This window comes from Pseudomonas nitroreducens NBRC 12694 (assembly GCF_002091755.1).
Taxonomy (GTDB): Bacteria; Pseudomonadota; Gammaproteobacteria; order Pseudomonadales; family Pseudomonadaceae; genus Pseudomonas; species Pseudomonas nitroreducens.
Genome location: NZ_BDAI01000012.1, coordinates 15342 through 31331 on the forward strand (window position 1 = coordinate 15342; position 15990 = coordinate 31331).

16 protein-coding genes are annotated in these 15990 nt (G+C 66.6%); 11 read left to right on the forward strand and 5 right to left on the reverse strand.

Translation table 11 applies throughout. The annotated features are described in order from the left end of the window. Positions 1 to 92 precede the first annotated feature (92 nt). Positions 93 to 602: a retropepsin-like aspartic peptidase RloA3 gene (gene rloA3 / locus PNI01S_RS23175; protein ID WP_065086269.1), complete on the forward strand. Its 510-nt coding sequence runs from the start codon at positions 93 to 95 to the stop codon at positions 600 to 602. Here the strand turns inward: rloA3 and mdtD are convergent, their stop codons facing one another. After that, positions 603 to 2039 carry a multidrug transporter subunit MdtD gene (mdtD, locus tag PNI01S_RS23180; protein WP_024766518.1) on the reverse strand — a complete coding sequence of 479 codons (1437 nt, stop codon included), beginning with the start codon at positions 2037 to 2039 and terminating at the stop codon, positions 603 to 605. A 294-nt stretch (positions 2040 to 2333) separates the two neighbouring features. Between mdtD and PNI01S_RS23185 the strand changes: the two genes are divergently transcribed. Then, a complete protein-coding gene (locus tag PNI01S_RS23185) occupies positions 2334 to 2876 on the forward strand; it encodes a DUF2780 domain-containing protein (protein ID WP_024766519.1) in 543 nt (180 codons plus the stop codon). A gap of 97 nt (positions 2877 to 2973) precedes the next feature. Next, on the forward strand, positions 2974 to 3528 hold the full coding sequence (locus tag PNI01S_RS23190; protein ID WP_054907974.1) for a DUF2780 domain-containing protein: 555 nt from the start codon (positions 2974 to 2976) through the stop codon (positions 3526 to 3528). Positions 3529 to 3534: 6 nt separating this feature from the next. Here the strand turns inward: PNI01S_RS23190 and yihG are convergent, their stop codons facing one another. Beyond that, entirely contained in the window at positions 3535 to 4419 is an 885-nt protein-coding gene (yihG, locus tag PNI01S_RS23195; RefSeq protein WP_084359332.1) for a 1-acylglycerol-3-phosphate O-acyltransferase, YihG family, read from the reverse strand. Between the two features lie 124 nt (positions 4420 to 4543). Between yihG and PNI01S_RS23200 the strand changes: the two genes are divergently transcribed. The 7 genes from PNI01S_RS23200 to PNI01S_RS23230 all read left to right on the forward strand — a co-directional run bounded on the left by PNI01S_RS23200 (position 4544) and on the right by PNI01S_RS23230 (position 10783). Beyond that, positions 4544 to 5797 (forward strand): cyclic di-GMP phosphodiesterase, encoded by a 1254-nt coding sequence (locus PNI01S_RS23200; RefSeq protein WP_084359334.1) that lies wholly within the window; start codon positions 4544 to 4546, stop codon positions 5795 to 5797. 74 nt (positions 5798 to 5871) lie between these two features. Then, positions 5872 to 6393 carry a retropepsin-like aspartic peptidase RloA2 gene (gene rloA2, locus PNI01S_RS23205; protein WP_054907977.1) on the forward strand — a complete coding sequence of 174 codons (522 nt, stop codon included), beginning with the start codon at positions 5872 to 5874 and terminating at the stop codon, positions 6391 to 6393. Positions 6394 to 6458: 65 nt separating this feature from the next. Next, complete coding sequence (gene creB / locus PNI01S_RS23210; RefSeq protein WP_024766524.1) at positions 6459 to 7148, forward strand: two-component system response regulator CreB; 690 nt, start codon at positions 6459 to 6461, stop codon at positions 7146 to 7148. Next, on the forward strand, positions 7148 to 8563 hold the full coding sequence (gene creC, locus PNI01S_RS23215) for a two-component system sensor histidine kinase CreC (protein ID WP_084359336.1): 1416 nt from the start codon (positions 7148 to 7150) through the stop codon (positions 8561 to 8563). Before creB ends, creC begins: the two co-directional genes overlap by 1 nt. A gap of 188 nt (positions 8564 to 8751) precedes the next feature. Beyond that, positions 8752 to 10194 carry a cell envelope integrity protein CreD gene (creD, locus tag PNI01S_RS23220; RefSeq protein WP_084359338.1) on the forward strand — a complete coding sequence of 481 codons (1443 nt, stop codon included), beginning with the start codon at positions 8752 to 8754 and terminating at the stop codon, positions 10192 to 10194. Between the two features lie 11 nt (positions 10195 to 10205). Beyond that, positions 10206 to 10514 (forward strand): hypothetical protein, encoded by a 309-nt coding sequence (locus tag PNI01S_RS23225; RefSeq protein ID WP_024766526.1) that lies wholly within the window; start codon positions 10206 to 10208, stop codon positions 10512 to 10514. Next, positions 10511 to 10783 (forward strand): hypothetical protein, encoded by a 273-nt coding sequence (locus tag PNI01S_RS23230; protein ID WP_037013383.1) that lies wholly within the window; start codon positions 10511 to 10513, stop codon positions 10781 to 10783. The genes PNI01S_RS23225 and PNI01S_RS23230 overlap by 4 nt, the downstream gene beginning before the upstream one ends. A gap of 32 nt (positions 10784 to 10815) precedes the next feature. Here PNI01S_RS23230 and PNI01S_RS23235 read toward each other — a convergent pair whose 3' ends face one another. Both PNI01S_RS23235 and PNI01S_RS23240 read right to left on the reverse strand, forming a co-directional pair. Continuing rightward, a complete protein-coding gene (locus tag PNI01S_RS23235; protein ID WP_084359340.1) occupies positions 10816 to 11439 on the reverse strand; it encodes a glutathione S-transferase in 624 nt (207 codons plus the stop codon). 19 nt (positions 11440 to 11458) lie between these two features. Further along, the gene (locus tag PNI01S_RS23240; RefSeq protein WP_084359342.1) at positions 11459 to 12409 is read right to left on the reverse strand and encodes a Vgb family protein; all 951 of its coding nucleotides are present in this window, start codon (positions 12407 to 12409) and stop codon (positions 11459 to 11461) included. An 80-nt stretch (positions 12410 to 12489) separates the two neighbouring features. Between PNI01S_RS23240 and PNI01S_RS23245 the strand changes: the two genes are divergently transcribed. Then, on the forward strand, positions 12490 to 13347 hold the full coding sequence (locus PNI01S_RS23245) for a protein phosphatase 2C domain-containing protein (protein WP_084359344.1): 858 nt from the start codon (positions 12490 to 12492) through the stop codon (positions 13345 to 13347). Positions 13348 to 13531: 184 nt separating this feature from the next. Here the strand turns inward: PNI01S_RS23245 and PNI01S_RS23250 are convergent, their stop codons facing one another. After that, on the reverse strand, positions 13532 to 15940 hold the full coding sequence (locus tag PNI01S_RS23250; protein ID WP_084359346.1) for a TonB-dependent siderophore receptor: 2409 nt from the start codon (positions 15938 to 15940) through the stop codon (positions 13532 to 13534). Between the last annotated feature and the right edge of the window lie 50 nt (positions 15941 to 15990).

The window sequence follows — 15990 nt, forward strand, 5'->3', positions numbered from 1 at the left end:
AAAAGAACCCCGGGTGGAAACATCCGGGGTTTTTTATTGCCTATGTCCTTGTCGCCTATAGTGCTGCCATCGATTTTCCGGAGCTGCCATCCATGCCATCGCCCGCCTTCCGCCTGCTGCTCGCCGGCCTGCTCGTTTCGGGCGGCGCCCTTGCCGCCGACGCGCCCGCCCAGCCCACCTGGGGGTGGGTGGAGACGCTCATGCTGATGCCCGAACAGGCCCCCCTCAAGGCGAAGCTGGATACCGGCGCGCAGACCTCGGTGATGGACGCGCGCAACATCACGCGCATCAAGAAGAACGACGAGCGCTGGGTACAGTACGACGTGATGCTGACTGACCCGGCGACCGGCAAGGAAGAGCGCCTGCCTTTCGAGCGGCGTGTCGAGCGCGTGCTCAAGTTCAAGACCGCCAGCGGCGTCGAGCGCGCTCCGGTGGTGCTGATGGACGTCTGCCTGGGCGGCAAGGTCTACCGTGAGCAGTTCACCCTGCGCGACCGCCAGACCCTGGATTACCCGGTGCTGCTGGGGCGTGGCACCCTGGAACACCTGGGGCCGGTGGACGCCTCGAAGACGCAAACCGCCGCGCCGACCTGCAAGCCCTGATCAATGCTCGTCGACACCATGCTCGGGTTCGACCCGGCGTGGTGTGGTGCGGCCGTCTTCGGCGTTGAGCTGGAAGAAGATTGCGGCCGCCAGCATCGAGAGGATGCCGACGCTGAAGTAGGTCGCGTGGAAGGCCGACAGCACATCGCCCTGCACGCTTTCCTGATCGCCCGTGAACCCGCCCAGCAGCGCTGCCGCACAGGCGATGCCCATGCCGATGGATAGCTGCATGACCACCGAGAGCAGGCTGTTGCCGGCGCTGGCGTTGTCGTCGCGCAGATCGATCAGGGTCAGGGTGTTCATCGCAGTGAACTGCAGCGAGTTGATCCCGCCCAGCACTGCCAACTGCACCAGCAGCAGCGCGTAAGGGGTGTCCTGGTCGACCAGGCCGAGGCTGGCGATCATCGCGCCCAGCAGCAACGTGTTGCTGACCAGCAATTTGCGATAGCCGAACAGGTCCAGCAGCGGTCGCGCCAGCGACTTGATGACCATGGCCGCCAGGGCCATCGGGATCATGGTCATGCCCGCCCGCGATGGCGAGAAGCCCAGGCCGATCTGCAGCAGCAGCGGGGTGAGGAAGGGCAGGGAGCCGCTGCCCAGGCGCGCGAACAGGTTGCCCAGTACGCCCACGGCGAAGGTGCGCGTGGCGAACAGCGACGGTGGGAACAGCGGTGCTTCGATGCGCAGCGCACGCAGCCAGTAAGCCGCCAGCAGTACCAGCCCGCCCACCAGCAACAGGACCACGCGCACGTGGGGCATGTGCAGTTCGCCCAGGCCTTCGAGAGCGATGGTGATCAGCACCATGGCGCCACCGAACAGCAGGAAACCGATCGAGTCGAAACGCGTCGCGCGAACACCGTGCAGGTCGGGCATCAGGCGCAGGGCGACGATGAAGCCCACCAGCCCGACCGGCAGGTTGATCAGGAAGATCCAGTGCCAGCTGGCGTACTCCACCAGCCAGCCACCCAGCGTGGGGCCGGCCAGCGGCCCGAGCAGGCCGGGAATGGTGACGAAGCTGAGGATGCGCACCAGCTCCGTGCGCGGGTACACGCGCAGGATCACCAGGCGCCCTACCGGCATCATCAGCGCGCCGCCGATACCCTGCACCACGCGGGCGCCGACCAGGGTGCCGAGGCTGGGCGAGAGCGCGCAGAGCAGCGAGCCGAAGCTGAACAGGAAGATCGCGAAGAGGAACACCCGACGGGTGCCGAAACGGTCGGAGATCCAGCCGGAAGAGGGGATCAGCAGCGCCACGGTGAGCAGGTAGGCGATCACCACGCCCTGCATGCGCAGCGGGTCCTCGTCCAGCGAGCGGGCCATGCTCGGCAGCGCGGTGTTGAGGATGGTGCCGTCCAGGGCCTGCATGAAGAAGGCGATGGCCACCAGCCAGGGCAGCAGGCGAGCCACGCGGGGCGTGAGAATGAAGGGGTCGCTCATGGTCGGTCCGTCAGGCGGGAATGGCTCTAGCTTAGGGAATCTTTGGCGGTCGCGGGGGAAATTGCCGCGAGCTGGGTACAACCATGTTCGCGCGGATCGCTCCGCAGTCATTGTACGAATGGCCGCCCGTGGACATCGGTGAACAGCGAAAAAGTTCCCGGCCACAGCTCTGCAATCGCAGCGGTCGGCGAAGTTGTGAGCGAGCCGTGCCATTGCCCGATCGCGCTGGCCGGGGTGGAACAACGGCCGCGGCGCCCGGTCGATATGGCGTCCGGTATTCCCTTGGAGTCAGCAATGTCCGTCAAACCCCGCGTTACCCTCGCACTGGCCGCCCTGCTGGCGGCTTCCTCGGCATTTGCCTTCAATCTGGGCGATGCCGCCAAGGCGGTATCCGGCGCGACCGGCGCCGATACCTCGCGGGTCGCCTCCACCCCGCAGACCAGCGGCCTGCTCAACGCCCTGACCGGCCAGCTCGGCGTCAGCGACGAACAGGCCCTCGGCGGTACCGGCGCCCTGCTGGGCCTGGCGAAGAACAAGCTCAGCACCGCCGACTATTCGCAGCTGGCGAAGACCGTCCCCGGCCTCGACAAACTCACCGGCAGCAACGCCCTGGGTGGCCTGGGCGGGCAGCTCGGCAATCTTGGCGGCGGCGCTTCCAGCGGCCTGCTGGGCAACGTCAGCAGCATGGGCGACGTGAGCAAGGCCTTCGGTGCGCTGGGCATGGACCAGGACATGACTGGCAAATTCTCCAGCGTGCTGCTGGATTACCTCGGCAAGCAGGGCGCCAACAGCAACCTGCTCGGCACCCTGGGCAGTCTCTGGGGCACCGGCGCCTGATATCCGCCGGCCGGCGCGGAACCGCCGCGCCGGGCACCGGTCCTATCGACGATCCGGCCCCGACCTGGGGTCGGACAGCCGTTCTCCGGAGCCGTCGATGCCCACCCGTTCCGCCGTCTTCCTGGCCGCCGCCTGGCTGGTCGCGTCCCCTGTGTTCGCCGCTACCTTCACCGACACCAGCGAGCCCGCCGCTGAAACCCAGGGCGTGCCGCCGGCCGCCAATGCACTGCTGGGCAACCTCACCCGGCAACTGGGCGTCAGCGAGCAGCAGGCCATCGGCGGCACGGGTGCCCTGCTGGGGCTGGCGATGAACAGCCTGAAGGAAACCGACACGGCGCAATTGCAGAAATCCCTGCCGAATCTCGACCAGCTCGCCGGCAACAGTTCGCTGGGCGACCTGGGTGGGGCGCTGGGTGGTTTCGGCGGGTTGGGCAACGCCGCGGCGCTGCTGGGTGGAATCAACAACCTGCAGGACGTCGACCAGATATTCGGCGTGCTGGGCATGGACCAGTCGATGATCGGCCGCTTCGCCGGGGTGATCCTCGACTACTTCACCGAACAGGGCCTCAGCAGCCAACTGCTCGGTACGCTCGGCGGACTCTGGGGCACCCCGCTGACGCCGGCGGCGCCGGTCGCCGGGCGGGGTGCGTAGGGAGCCTCAGAACTCCTGGCGCAACTGCTCGATGCGCTGGTCCTTCTGTTCCCACAACTGCGACACCCAGTTCTGCACGTACTGGCGGAATTGCGCATCGTTCTCGTAATCGCCCTGCCATAGCGCGGGGTCGATCTCGCGTGCCTGGATGTCGACGATGACACGCGGCACGCGGCCGCATAGCAGATCCCAGAAGCCCGGTCGCGGGCCCTTCGGGTAGACCAGGGTGACGTCCAGCAGGGTATCGAGCTGCTCGCCCAGGGCGGCCAGCACGAAGGCCACGCCGCCGGCTTTGGGCTTCAGCAGGTTCTGGTAGGGCGATTGTTGCTGGGCCTGCTTGGCCGGGGTGAAGCGCGTGCCTTCGAGGTAGTTCACCACGGTCACCGGCATGCGCTTGAACTTCTCGCAGGCGGCCTTGGTGATCTCCAGGTCCTTGCCCTTGAGCTCCGGGTGCTTTTCCAGGAAGGCCTTGCTGTAGCGCTTCATGAAGGGATAGTCGAGCGCCCAGAAGGCCAGGCCGAGGAAGGGCACCCAGATCAGTTCCTTCTTGAGGAAGAACTTGAAGTAGGGCGTCTTGCGGTTGAAGGCCTGCACCAGCGCCGGGATGTCGACCCAGGACTGGTGGTTGCTGATCACCAGGTAGGACGTGTCGCCGCGCAACTGGGCGGAGCCACGGATGTCCCACACGGTCGGGGTCAGCAGGGCGAAGATGGCCTTGTCGATCTCCGCCCAGGTCTCGGCGATCCACATCACCCCGCGCGAGCAGGCATCCTTCGCTGCTTGTCCGGGAACGATGAGCTTGAGCAGGGCGATCAGCAGCATCGGGCTGATCAGGATCAGGGTGTTGAGCAGCAACAGGAGGCTGGCGAAGACGCCGGTCAGTGCCTGCATGGGGTCCTTTCCTTTTGCGACGGTGGCTGGAGCATGATACGCAGCCGACGTAGGGTTCCCAAGCGCCCCTCCCGCTGCAGTGGCCGGAAGACTATGCTCTGGGGGTCATACTCCGAGGCCTGCCATGTCCGACTCGCCGTACCTGCGCATTCCCGTCGAAGCCGTCACTTTAGGGATGTATGTGCACGAGCTGTGCGGATCGTGGGTGAACCATCCGTTCTGGCGCGCGCGCTTCCTGCTGGAAGATCCCGAAGATTTGCGACGCCTGAAGCACAGTGCGGTGCGCGAGGTGCTGATCGACCCGCGCCGCGGTTGTCTGCCGGTGTCACCGACATCTGCGCAGACTGGCGCGGCAACCGCCGAGCAGACGCGGGAAGCGGCCGCGCCCCTCGCCCCGCCGATTGCCCGGCGCAGCCTGGAGGACGAGCTGCAAGTCGCCCGCCAACTGTGCATCCGCTCCAAGGAAATGGTTCTCGCCATGTTCCAGGATGCCCGCATGGGGCGCGTGGTCGATGCCGAGGGCGCGCACCAGTTGGTGGGTGACATCGCCGCTTCCATGCAACGACATCCCGACGCAGTCATCAGCCTTGCACGGCTGAAAAACGCCGACGAGTACACCTACCTGCATTCGGTCGCCGTTTGTGCCTTGATGATCGCCCTGGCGCGGGAGCTCGGCCTGGATGAAAACCTGGTGCGTGAAGCCGGCCTTGCCGGGCTGCTCCACGACATCGGCAAGATGACGGTGCCGATGGCGGTGCTGAACAAGCCGGGTCGCCTCGACGAGAGCGAGTTCGCCAGTGTGCGCGAGCACCCCTGGCGCGGTGGCGAGATTCTCCGCGAGGGCCGCCATGTCAGCGCGCTGGTGCTGGATGTGTGCCTGCATCACCACGAGAAACTCGACGGCACCGGCTACCCGCACCGCCTCGCCGGCGAGCAGATCAGCCTGTTCGCGCGCATGGGCGCGGTCTGCGACATCTACGATGCGATCACCTCCGACCGCCCCTACAAGGCCGGCTGGGACCCGGCCGAATCACTACAACGCATGTCGCAATGGTGCGGCGGGCACCTCGACCAGCAGGTATTCCGCGCCTTCGTCCGGTGCCTGGGCATCTACCCCATCGGCGCGCTGGTGCGGCTGGAAAGCGAGCGCCTGGCAGTGGTGGTGGAACAGGGCGCGGAACTGCTGCTGCCGGTGGTCAAGGTCTTCTATTCGACGCGCACCCGTGCGGCGATTCCCTTCGAGGTGCTCGACCTGTCGCGGTGCAAGGGCCGCGAGCGCATTGTCAGCCGCGAGTCGCCGGACAAATGGGGCTTCCGCAACCTGGAGGCGCTGTGGAGTGGGCTGGACCGCCGGCGCGGCTCGTTGTTCGACGCGTGAAGCGGGTGTGCTGGCGAACCTATGGCGGGCGTGATAGTCCTATGCGCTACACCCGCCCAACCCGGAGTTCCCGCGTGAAACGCGCCCTCGCCCTGCTATCCCTTTTTGCCTTGCCCGGCCTCGCCCTGGCCGCCGAGACCAAACTCTACGGCCGCTACGAGTGGGTCAGCCTGCCTGAGCTCGATCAGACCCTGCAGGCCAAGATGGACACCGGCGCCTACACCTCCTCGCTGTCGGCCAAGGATATCCAGATCTTCCAGCGCGACGGCGAGGACTGGGTGCGCTTCAAACTGGCCACCAAGGATGGCGGCGACTCGGTGTACGAACACAAGCTGGCGCGCATCTCCAAGATCAAGAACCGCTCGGACGGCGCCGGCGAGGATGAAGAGGAAGAGTCCAGCCCCGGCCTCAGCCAGCGCCCGGTGATCGAACTGCCGGTGTGCCTGGGCGGCGACCAGCGCACCATCGAGGTCAACCTCACCGACCGCAGCCACTTCAACTACCCCTTCCTGATGGGCGCCAAGGGCCTGCGCAAGTTCCACGTCGCGGTGGACGCGGGCGAGCGCTTCGTCGCCGGCAAGCCGGACTGCTCCTGATCCTCGATTGACGCGGCGCGGGGCTTGGTGGACCCTTCCGGGACCTTCCCGGGAATCGGAATCCCATGCCCCACATCCTCATCGTCGAAGATGAAGCCGCCATCGCCGATACGCTGCTCTATGCCCTGCAGGCCGAAGGTTTCGAAACGACCTGGCTGAACCTCGCCGGCCCCGCCCTCGAGCGCCTGCAGCGCGAGGCCTTCGACCTGGTCATCCTCGACGTCGGGCTGCCGGATATCAGCGGCTTCGAAGCCTGCAAGCAACTGCGTCGCTTCTCCGAGGTACCGGTGATTTTCCTCACCGCGCGCAACGCCGAGATCGACCGTGTGGTCGGCCTGGAAATCGGTGCCGACGACTACGTCGTCAAACCCTTCAGCCCGCGCGAAGTCGCCGCGCGGGTGAAGGCCATCCTCAAGCGCACCGCACCGCGTGAAGCGCCTGCCCCCGCGGTGATCGGCAATGGCCCGTTCGAGGTGGACGAGGAGCGTTTCCAGATCCGCTACCGCGGCCAGCCGCTGAGCCTGACCCGCCACGAATTCCGCCTGCTGCAGACGCTGCTGGCGCGCCCCGAGCGGGTGTTCAGCCGCGAACAGTTGCTCGATGCCCTGGGCGTCGCTGCCGACGCCGGCTACGAGCGCAACGTCGACAGCCACATCAAGAGCCTGCGCGCCAAGCTGCGCCAGGTCGCCCCCGCCGCCGAACCGATCCAGACCCACCGCGGCCTGGGCTACAGCTACGCGCCGGACAAGAGCTGATGCGCCTGTCGCTGCGGATCTTCCTGGTCTACTTCTTCTTTGTCGGGCTGACCGGCTGGTTCATATTGCGCACGGTGATGGACGAGATCCGCCCCGGCGTGCGCCAGTCCAGCGAAGAGACCCTGGTGGATACCGCCAACCTGCTGGCCGAGATTCTGCAGGCCGATGTGAAGCGCGGCACCCTCGACCAGAGCCGCCTGCCCGAGATGCTTCGCGCCTATGGCGCGCGCAGCCCGCAGGCGGACATCTGGGGCGTGAACAAGACCGCGGTGAACCACCGCATCTACGTGACAGACGCGCGCGGCATCGTCCTGCTGGATTCCCTCGGCCAGGCCGTGGGCCAGGACTACTCGCGCTGGAACGACGTCTACCTGACCCTGCGCGGCCAGTACGGCGCGCGCTCCAGCCGCGAGTCGGCGGACGACCCGGAATCCTCGGTGATGTATGTCGCCGCGCCGATCCGCGATGGCGAGAAGATCATCGGCGTGGTTTCGGTCTCCAAACCCAACCGCACGCTGCAGCCCTATATCGACCGTTCGCAACGGCGCCTCGCGTGGCTCGGTGCGGGGCTGATCGTGCTCGGCCTGCTGGTCGGCGCGGGGCTGTCCTGGTGGCTGAGCCGCTCGCTGGATCGCCTGACCCGCTACGCCCAGGCGGTGAGCGAAGGGCGCCGCGCGGAACTGCCGCGCTATCGCGGGGGCGAGATGGCGCAGCTGGCCGGCGCCGTGGAGCGCATGCGTGTGCAACTGGAGGGCAAGGATTACGTCGAGCGCTACGTGCACACCCTGACCCACGAACTGAAGAGCCCGCTGGCGGCGATCCGTGGCGCCGCAGAGTTGCTCGAAGGCGAGATGCCCGCCGAGCAGCGTGCGCGCTTCGTCGGCAACATCGCGGGAGAAAGCGAGCGCCTGCAGCAGCTGATCGAACGCTTGCTGAATCTGGCCCAGGTGGAGCAGCGCCAGGGACTGGAGGAGCGCGTGCCGGTGGCCTTGCATGAACTGGCCAGCGAGCTGGTCGATGAGCGCATGGCGCGGGTGCAGGGCGTGCAGCTGGAGAACGCCATCGCGCCGCAGGCGACGGTACACGGCGAGCGCTTCCTGCTGCGCCAGGCATTGGGCAACCTGCTGGACAACGCACTGGATTTCACGCCGGCGGGTGGTGTCATTCGTTTCGATGCGCAGCCCGATGGCGAGGGCTGGCGCGTCGAACTGTTCAACCAGGGCGAAGCCATTCCGGAGTTCGCCCTGCCGCGCCTGACCGAGCGCTTCTACTCCCTGCCGCGCCCGGCGAGTGGCCGCAAGAGCACCGGGCTGGGGCTCAACTTCGTCGCGGAAGTGGCGACCTTGCATGGCGGTGAGTTGAGCGTGGAGAACGTCGACGGCGGCGTCCGCGCGACTCTGTTCCTGCCCTTGTAGGACTGAGGGGGACGCCCAGTCCTGGCTCGCGAACATGCTCCGCTGTGGGGGGCAGGTTCGCGAGCAAGCTCGCTCCTACGAAAAGCCATAGCCACACAATCCCCACAGACTCTCCACATTCCGCCCCGAGCGCCACCACGCGCGAACCCCAAGCTCTCTCCGTCGTCCACCCACGGAGAAAGCCTTCGATGAACCGCCAACTCGGCATCAAGCTCGGCGCCATCGCGCTGTTGATCGTCCTCCTGCTGATACCCCTGCTGATGATCGACGGTCTGGTCGACGAGCGTCAGAACTACCGCGACGAGGTCCTGCAGGACATCGCCCGCAGCGCCAGCTACAGCCAGCAGCTCACCGGCCCGCTGGTGGTCGTGCCCTACACCCGCACCATTCGCGCCTGGCGCCTGGACAAGGCCAGCCAGCAGCGCGTATTGCAGGAGCGCGAGGTGCGCGGGCGGCTGTACTTCCTGCCGGAAGTCTTCAGTCTCGATGGGCAGATGCGCACCGAACTGCGCCATCGCGGCATCTACGAGGCGCGCCTGTTCCATGCCGACAGCCAGGTCAGCGGCAGCTTCGTCCTGCCGGCCAACTACGGCATCACCAGCGACCTGGGCAGTTACCGTTTCGACGACCCGTTGCTGGCGGTGGGCATCAGCGATGTGCGCGGCATCGAGAACGCGCCGAAGCTGAAGGTCGGCGACGAGCTGCGCGACTTCCAGCCCGGCACCCAGAGCCAGTTCCTCGGCAACGGCGTGCATGCCGTGCTGCCGTTCAAGGCCAGCGACCGCGAGCAGCGCTTCGACTATTCCTTCGAGCTGTCGCTGCTGGGCAGCAGCCGCCTGGACATCACCCCGGTGGGCCGCGACAGCCAGGTCAAGCTGGTCTCGGACTGGCCGCATCCCAGCTTCGGCGGCGAGTTCCTGCCCACCGAGCGCAGCGTCAGCAACCAGGGTTTCAGCGCACGCTGGCGCACCAGTTTCTTCGCCACCAACCTGGAGGATCAACTGCGTGCATGCACCGCGCCGGCCCAGGTCGACGTGGCTCGGGCGGTCGGTGCGGACGATCCGGATATCTCCCGCGCCAGCACCGCCGAGTGCAGCCAGTTCGGTGAGCATCGCTTCGGCGTGGCGCTGGTGGACCCGGTGGACCAGTACCTGAAGACCGACCGCGCGGTGAAGTACGCGCTGCTGTTCATCGTCCTCACCTTCGCCGGCTTCTTCCTCTTCGAAGTACTCAAGCGCCTGTCGGTGCACCCGATCCAGTACGCGCTGGTGGGCATGGCGCTGGCGCTGTTCTACCTGCTCCTGCTGTCGCTCTCCGAGCATCTCGGCTTCGAGCTGGCCTACCTGTTGTCCGCTGGCGCCTGTGTCGGGCTGATCGGTTTCTACCTCTGCCACGTGTTGCACAGCCTGTGGCGCGGCGCCGGTTTCAGCCTGGGGCTCGCCGGGCTCTACGGGATGCTCTACGCGCTGCTCAGCGCCGAAGACTACGCCTTGCTGATGGGCTCGCTGCTGCTGTTCGGTGTGCTCGGTGGCGTGATGGTGCTGACTCGCCGGCTGGACTGGTATGGCATCGGCAAGCCCCGTGGCGATGACCTGGAATTTTCCCTGGACGATGTGCGCGTACAGCGCTGAGGAGAGTCGTGATGACCAACGTGATGCGCTTTTCCCTGTGCCTGTTCGCCGGCCTGCTGATCAGTGGTCTGTGCCTGCCAGTGCTGATGCTCATCGGCCGCTTCGACTGGATCGCCCTGCTGGTGGCCAGCGGCAAACCGCTGGCCCACATCGCCCTGCTGCTGCCGGGCGATTGGTGGGAGTTGCTCACCGGCGTCGAGGATGCGGCGAACAATCCCCATGTGCGCTCCTTCCTGGAGATGTGTGTGGGAGTCGCCCAGCTCGGCCTGCTGCTGGCGCTGCCGATCTATCGCTTCGGCCGCCAGGAGCAGCCGTCATGAGTGCGTGGGCCGGGCTGCGCGAGGAGCACGAGGTGGGGCGACGGCTGGCGCGGCGTATCGCCGGGTTGTTCGAGCAGGGGATGGGGCGGAGGGCGATGCGTGATGAGCGTTTTCAGCGGCGGGTGGTGCGGCACAGCCAGCCGATGATGAAGGCCTGGCGCAGCCGGCTTCCCCTCACCCCGACCCTCTCCCGAGGGGAGAGGGGGCTGGGCGGTGCGGGCTGGCAGGTCTGGAGCATGCCGGCCCGCTCTCTGAGCTGCGTACCCTAGGATGGGGGGCGTGCAGCGATGCCCATCGTCAGTCAGGCCGGCACGGTCGCCTGCATCGACGGCCGCTGGCTGACCTCGGCGAACCACTTCGCCAATTGCGGATAGTCCGCGCGCCAGTCCCAGTGCGGCTGGCGGAAGTCCAGGTAGCCCAGCGCGCAGGCGACGCCGATCGCGGCAATGTCGAAGCGCTCGGCCAGCTCGGGGTGGGCCGGGCCGTCGAAATAGGCGAGGGTACGGACGATCTTCAGCTGTTGGTTGTCGAGCCATTTGTCCCAGTGTTTCTCCTGGGGGCGCATGGCGGTTTCGTAGCGAATCAGCACGGCGGCATCCAGTACCGCGTCGGCCAATGAGGCGAGGGTCAGGCGGCGCCAGCGTGCCGCGCCGTCGCGGGGAATCAGCGGCTCGCCGGCGTGCTGCTGGTCGAGGTATTCGAGGATCACCCGGCTGTCATGTAGGGTCTGGCCGTCGGCCAGGCGCAGGGCGGGAATCTTCCCGGCGGGATTGTCCTGCAGCACGCTGGCATCCGGCGCGATGGGTGTGTGGACGGCGGCGTACAGCTCCACGGAGTCGGCCTGGCCGGTCTCGTGCAGCAGGACCATGACCTTGCGCACGAAGGGCGAAGCGGCGGCGTGGAACAGGACGGGACGGGTACTCATCAACGACTCCTCGGTGGGTTCAATCTTGTAGGACGACCAGGCGATCAGTGCCGGATTCGGCGCCCCACACCTCGCCGGGCCGGCCGAGCAGCTGGCGCACGTTGGCGTGTTCGTGGTCGCTCGGGTAGGCCGTGAATTTCTCGCTCTGCGGATCGAAGCGCAGCAGGGCATTGGCGGCGAAATCGCTCAGCCAGACCTGGTCCATGGCATCGACGTAGACCGCATAGGGCTGCGGATGATCGCCCGGCAGCTTCCAGGTTTTCCACTGGTTGTCGCTGGGGTCGAAGCGCGCCAGGCTTCCGGCGTTCCACTCGCTGATCCATAGCCGCCCCACGGAGTCGGCCCACAGGCGACGCGGGCCGCTGTCGTTGCCGGGTGCGTCGAACGTGGTGGCGTTATCGGCGATATCGTCGACCTGGCCGATGTAGTTGCCCGCGAGGGACGCGTACCAGACGCCTCCATCCGGAGTCACGGCGATGCCGTAGGGGCCCTTGCCGCGCGGCGCCGGCCAGACCTTCAGGTCGCGGCTGTCCGGGTCGAGCCGACCGTAGAAGCCATTCTGCCCGGTGAACCACAGCACGCCGTCGTCATCGAATACCGCAGTGTTGAGATTGGCGTTGGGCGCTTCCCTGGGCAGCGGGATGACTTCCACGCCCAGACGCTGTGCGTCCACGTGGACGATGGCGTTGAGGCCACTGTCGGTGATCCAGGCGTCGCCGTTGGCGTCGGCGATCACGCCGTGGGGGCTGGAGCCCTTGCCGAGGCTGATCTGCTCGCTCTGCCCGGTCTGCGGATCGAGCCGGCCGAGCACGCCGAGCTTCTGCGCGGTGTACCAGACCTTGCCGTCCTCGGTGGGCGCCACGTCGTGCGGGCCGGAACCCTTGGGCAGGTCGAAGTACTTCACTTGCGTGGCGTGGGCGCCGGTGGCCAGCAACAGGCCGGCGAGAATCAGCGGCAGAACGCGAAGCATGGGGCTCTCCTTGGTAGAGTCCGGAAGGTGGTGAGACTGTACGCCGGTCAGTGTGGCCGACGAAACGAAGGAGAGCGGTTGTGACGACGATTTCCGTATTGGGAGCGGCGTGCCGCCAGGGCTCGCCGGTGAACGACGATGCCATCGGCTACACCGCGCAGGCGGCCTGGGTGCTGGATGGCGCGACCAGCCTCGGGCAGGGGCTGGTCGGCGGCGAGAGCGACGCGCGCTGGCTGGCGCAGAGCGCCAATGCCCATCTTCAGCGCCTGCTGGAGGAGCAGCCGTACAGGCCGACTCAAGACCTGCTGGCACAATTGCAGGCGGGCATCGCTGCGGATTTCCAGCGCGATTCCGGCGTGGCCGTGAGCCTTGATCTGAACCTGCCCACCGCTTGCCTGAGCCTGCTGCGGGTGCTGGGCGATGGCTCGCTGGAGCTGCTCAACCTCTGCGACACCTGCATCCACCTGGCATGGGATGACGGGCATGTGGAGAGCTTCGGCGACACGCCGCTGGAAGAGATCGACCGCCAGTCGGTGCAGCGCCTGCTGGCGCTGCGCGAGGCAAATCCGGATTGGTCCCACGCACAGTTGTGGCAGGCCAGCCGCGAGTGGGTGCGGCGCAACCGGGCGCTGGCGAACACTCCGCAGGGGTATTGGTGCCTCGATCCGAGCGAGTGCTGGATTGCGCATGTGCAGCGCCGGGTGCTCGATCCTTCAGGATTGAAGGCGTTCATGCTGGTGACCGATGGATTCGACCGGTTACTGGATTTCCGTCGCTACGACCTGGATTCGCTGTTCGCGGCGCTGCCTGAACGTGGCGTCGAAGCGCTGATCGACGAATTGCGCGCGCTGGAAAGCGCCGATGGCCAGGCGTTGGACTATCCACGCCTGAAGATCCACGACGATGCGAGTGTGGTGTGGGGAGTTGTGCGCGGCTGAGGCCCCGACAATTCCGAGGATGGCATTGCGTAGAAAGCAAAAAGCCCCGCTCTTTCGGAGCGGGGCTTTCAGTGCGCAGGATCCTAGGGCGAGTAACCTGGAACAGGTTATCCGCCGGCTTTTGCCCGGCGAATAGCGCTTGCGTGTTATGCGCCCTACGAGTGCCCGCGGCTTCGTGGAGGCGTCAGAACTTGTAGTTGACGCTGGCCACCACGTTGCGGCGGTCGCCGTAGTAGCAGTAGAAGCCGTCGCAGGTGGAGATGTATTCCTTGTCGAATACGTTGTTGGCATTCAGCGCGACGTTCAGGCCGTTGAGGCTGTTGTCCAGACGGCCGAGGTCGTAGTGCACCGCGGCGTCGTAGACGGTGTAGGAGCCGGTGTCGCCGTCCGACTTGTCGCGCACGTAGCCCATGCTGCCGATGGCGATGTTGTGGGTCTCGCCGACGTAGCGGGTGCCGAAGCCCAGGCCGAAGCCGTCGAGCAGGCCGTCATGCCAGGTGTAGTCGGCCCACAGCGAGGCCTGGTTTTCCGGGGTGAGCGGCAGCGGGCGGTTCTTGTCCAGCGGGTTGGCGACCTTGGTCATCTTGCTGTTGGCGTAGGTGTAGGCGGCGGTCACCTTGAGGTTCTCGGTGACGTTGCCTACGGCCTCCAGCTCGAAGCCACGCACTTGTGCTTCGCCCACCGGGCGGCTGATGAAGTCGCTGCCGGTAAGGACGATGTTCTTGCGGGTCAGGTCGTAGACGGCCGCGCTGAGCATCAGGTCGGTGCCCACCGGCTGGTACTTCACGCCCAGCTCGTACTGCTTGCCGGTGCTCGGCTCGAAGGCCGCGCCAGCGGCGCCGCCCGCTTCGGTCTGGAACGACTCGGCATAGGACACGTAGGGCGCCACGCCATTCTCGAACAGGTAGCTGAGCGCCGCGTTGCCGCTGAACTGGCTGTCGCGACGGGTATCGGTGGCGCCGCCGGCGTTGTAGAACTTCGAGCCGGTGTGGGCCCAGTCCTGGCGACCACCGAGGGTCAGGCGCCAGTTGTCGAGGGCGATCTGGTCCTGCGCGTAGAGGCCGGTGTCGCGCATCTTCTGGTTGTAATCGTTGTACGCGGTGAAGGCGACGTTGCTGAAGTCCTGGCCATAGATCGGCTTGCTGATGTTGCTGGTCGGCGCCGCGCCATACAGCCATTTGTAGTTGGTGTTGGCGCGCTGGTGATCCAGGCCCAGCAGCACGGTGTGCTTGAGCGGGCCGGTGGAGAAGTCCGCCTGCAGGTTGTTGTCGATGGCAAACTGGCTGATGTCTTCATCCACCACGTTGGCGCCACGGGCCAGGGTGCCGTCGTCGCTGACCGAGGTTGCGCTGCCGCCAGCGGTGATGCCCTGGAACGACAGGTCGCTCTTGGTGTAGCGCAGGTTCTGGCGGAACTGCCAGACGTCGTTGATGCGGTGCTCGAACGCATAACCCAGGGCGTAGTAGGTCTTGTCGTAGAACTCCCACTCGGGGTCGCCCAGGTTCTTGTGGTACTTCACCTCGCCCGCCGGGGTGGACAGCTTGGTGCCCTGCAGCGGCAGGAACTGGCTGGTGATGCCGGTATCGTCGCGGTTGAACTGCGAGAGGAAGGTCAGCTTGGTGTCTTCGTCGAAGTTCCAGGTCAGGCTCGGCGCGATGTTGTAGCGCTTGTTGTCGACGTGCTCGATCTGCGTGTTGCTGTCGCGCACGACACCGCTGACGCGGTACAGCAGGTTGCCGGCGTCGTCGACCTTGCCGGTGCTGTCGAAGGAAATCTGCTTGTGCTCATAGCTGCCGACCTGCAACTGCACTTCATGGCTGCTTTCAGCTTCCGGACGGCGGCTGGTCATGTCCAGCAGGCCGCCGGGCGGGGTCTGGCCGTACAGCGAGGAAGCCGGGCCGCGTAGCAGTGCGACGCGTTCCAGGTCCCAGGTTTCCAGCTTGGGCATCACGTAGGAGCCCTTGGGCAGCGGCAGGCCGTCGAGGAACTGGGTCGGCTCGAAGCCGCGTACCTTCAGCCATTCGGCGCGGGTGTCGTTGCCGTAGCTGCTGGCGATCACGCCGGGCATGTAGCGCACCGCGTCGTCCAGGCTCTGCACGTTGCGGTCCTGCATCTGCTCGCGGGTGGCGACGGAGATGGAGCGCGGGGCTTCCAGCAGCGGGGTGTCGGTCTTGGTGCCGGCGCGGGTGCGGGTGGCCAGGTAGCCCACGGCCGGGCCGTCCGGGTCTTCCTGGGTGCCGCTGACGGTGGTGGCGGACATCGACAGGGTGTCGCTCGGCGCCGGGCGCAGGCTGTAGCTGCCCGATTCGCTTTCCACCAGCTCCAGGCCGGTGCCCTGCAGCGCCTGGCGCAGTGCGCTGGCGGCATCGAAGCGGCCCTGCACGGCATGCGCGCTGCGGCCCTGGGCCAGCGCCGGGTCGAGGCTCAGGCTCAGGCCACCTTCTGCGGCGATGCGGTTGAGGGTGCTGGCCAGCGGGCCGGCGGGCAGTTGGTAATCACGCACGGCGTCGGCGGCGAGGGCCGAGGAGGTTGCCAGCAGAATGGCGGTGGCCAGCAGGCAGGGGCGAAGCGAAAGCTCGAACGGGCGGCGCATTGAAAACGACTCCTGAATGAAACGTTTCTCGATGCCTCCTTGCCGGACGA

Coding starts and splice junctions, on each gene's coding strand:
- rloA3 (WP_065086269.1), top strand. CDS start 93: ATGCCATCGCCCGCCTTCCGCCTGCTGCTCGCCGGCCTGCTCGTTTCG.
- mdtD (WP_024766518.1), bottom strand. CDS start 2,039: ATGAGCGACCCCTTCATTCTCACGCCCCGCGTGGCTCGCCTGCTGCCC.
- PNI01S_RS23185 (WP_024766519.1), top strand. CDS start 2,334: ATGTCCGTCAAACCCCGCGTTACCCTCGCACTGGCCGCCCTGCTGGCG.
- PNI01S_RS23190 (WP_054907974.1), top strand. CDS start 2,974: ATGCCCACCCGTTCCGCCGTCTTCCTGGCCGCCGCCTGGCTGGTCGCG.
- yihG (WP_084359332.1), bottom strand. CDS start 4,419: ATGCAGGCACTGACCGGCGTCTTCGCCAGCCTCCTGTTGCTGCTCAAC.
- PNI01S_RS23200 (WP_084359334.1), top strand. CDS start 4,544: ATGTCCGACTCGCCGTACCTGCGCATTCCCGTCGAAGCCGTCACTTTA.
- creB (WP_024766524.1), top strand. CDS start 6,459: ATGCCCCACATCCTCATCGTCGAAGATGAAGCCGCCATCGCCGATACG.
- creC (WP_084359336.1), top strand. CDS start 7,148: ATGCGCCTGTCGCTGCGGATCTTCCTGGTCTACTTCTTCTTTGTCGGG.
- creD (WP_084359338.1), top strand. CDS start 8,752: ATGAACCGCCAACTCGGCATCAAGCTCGGCGCCATCGCGCTGTTGATC.
- PNI01S_RS23225 (WP_024766526.1), top strand. CDS start 10,206: ATGACCAACGTGATGCGCTTTTCCCTGTGCCTGTTCGCCGGCCTGCTG.
- PNI01S_RS23230 (WP_037013383.1), top strand. CDS start 10,511: ATGAGTGCGTGGGCCGGGCTGCGCGAGGAGCACGAGGTGGGGCGACGG.
- PNI01S_RS23235 (WP_084359340.1), bottom strand. CDS start 11,439: ATGAGTACCCGTCCCGTCCTGTTCCACGCCGCCGCTTCGCCCTTCGTG.
- PNI01S_RS23240 (WP_084359342.1), bottom strand. CDS start 12,409: ATGCTTCGCGTTCTGCCGCTGATTCTCGCCGGCCTGTTGCTGGCCACC.
- PNI01S_RS23250 (WP_084359346.1), bottom strand. CDS start 15,940: ATGCGCCGCCCGTTCGAGCTTTCGCTTCGCCCCTGCCTGCTGGCCACC.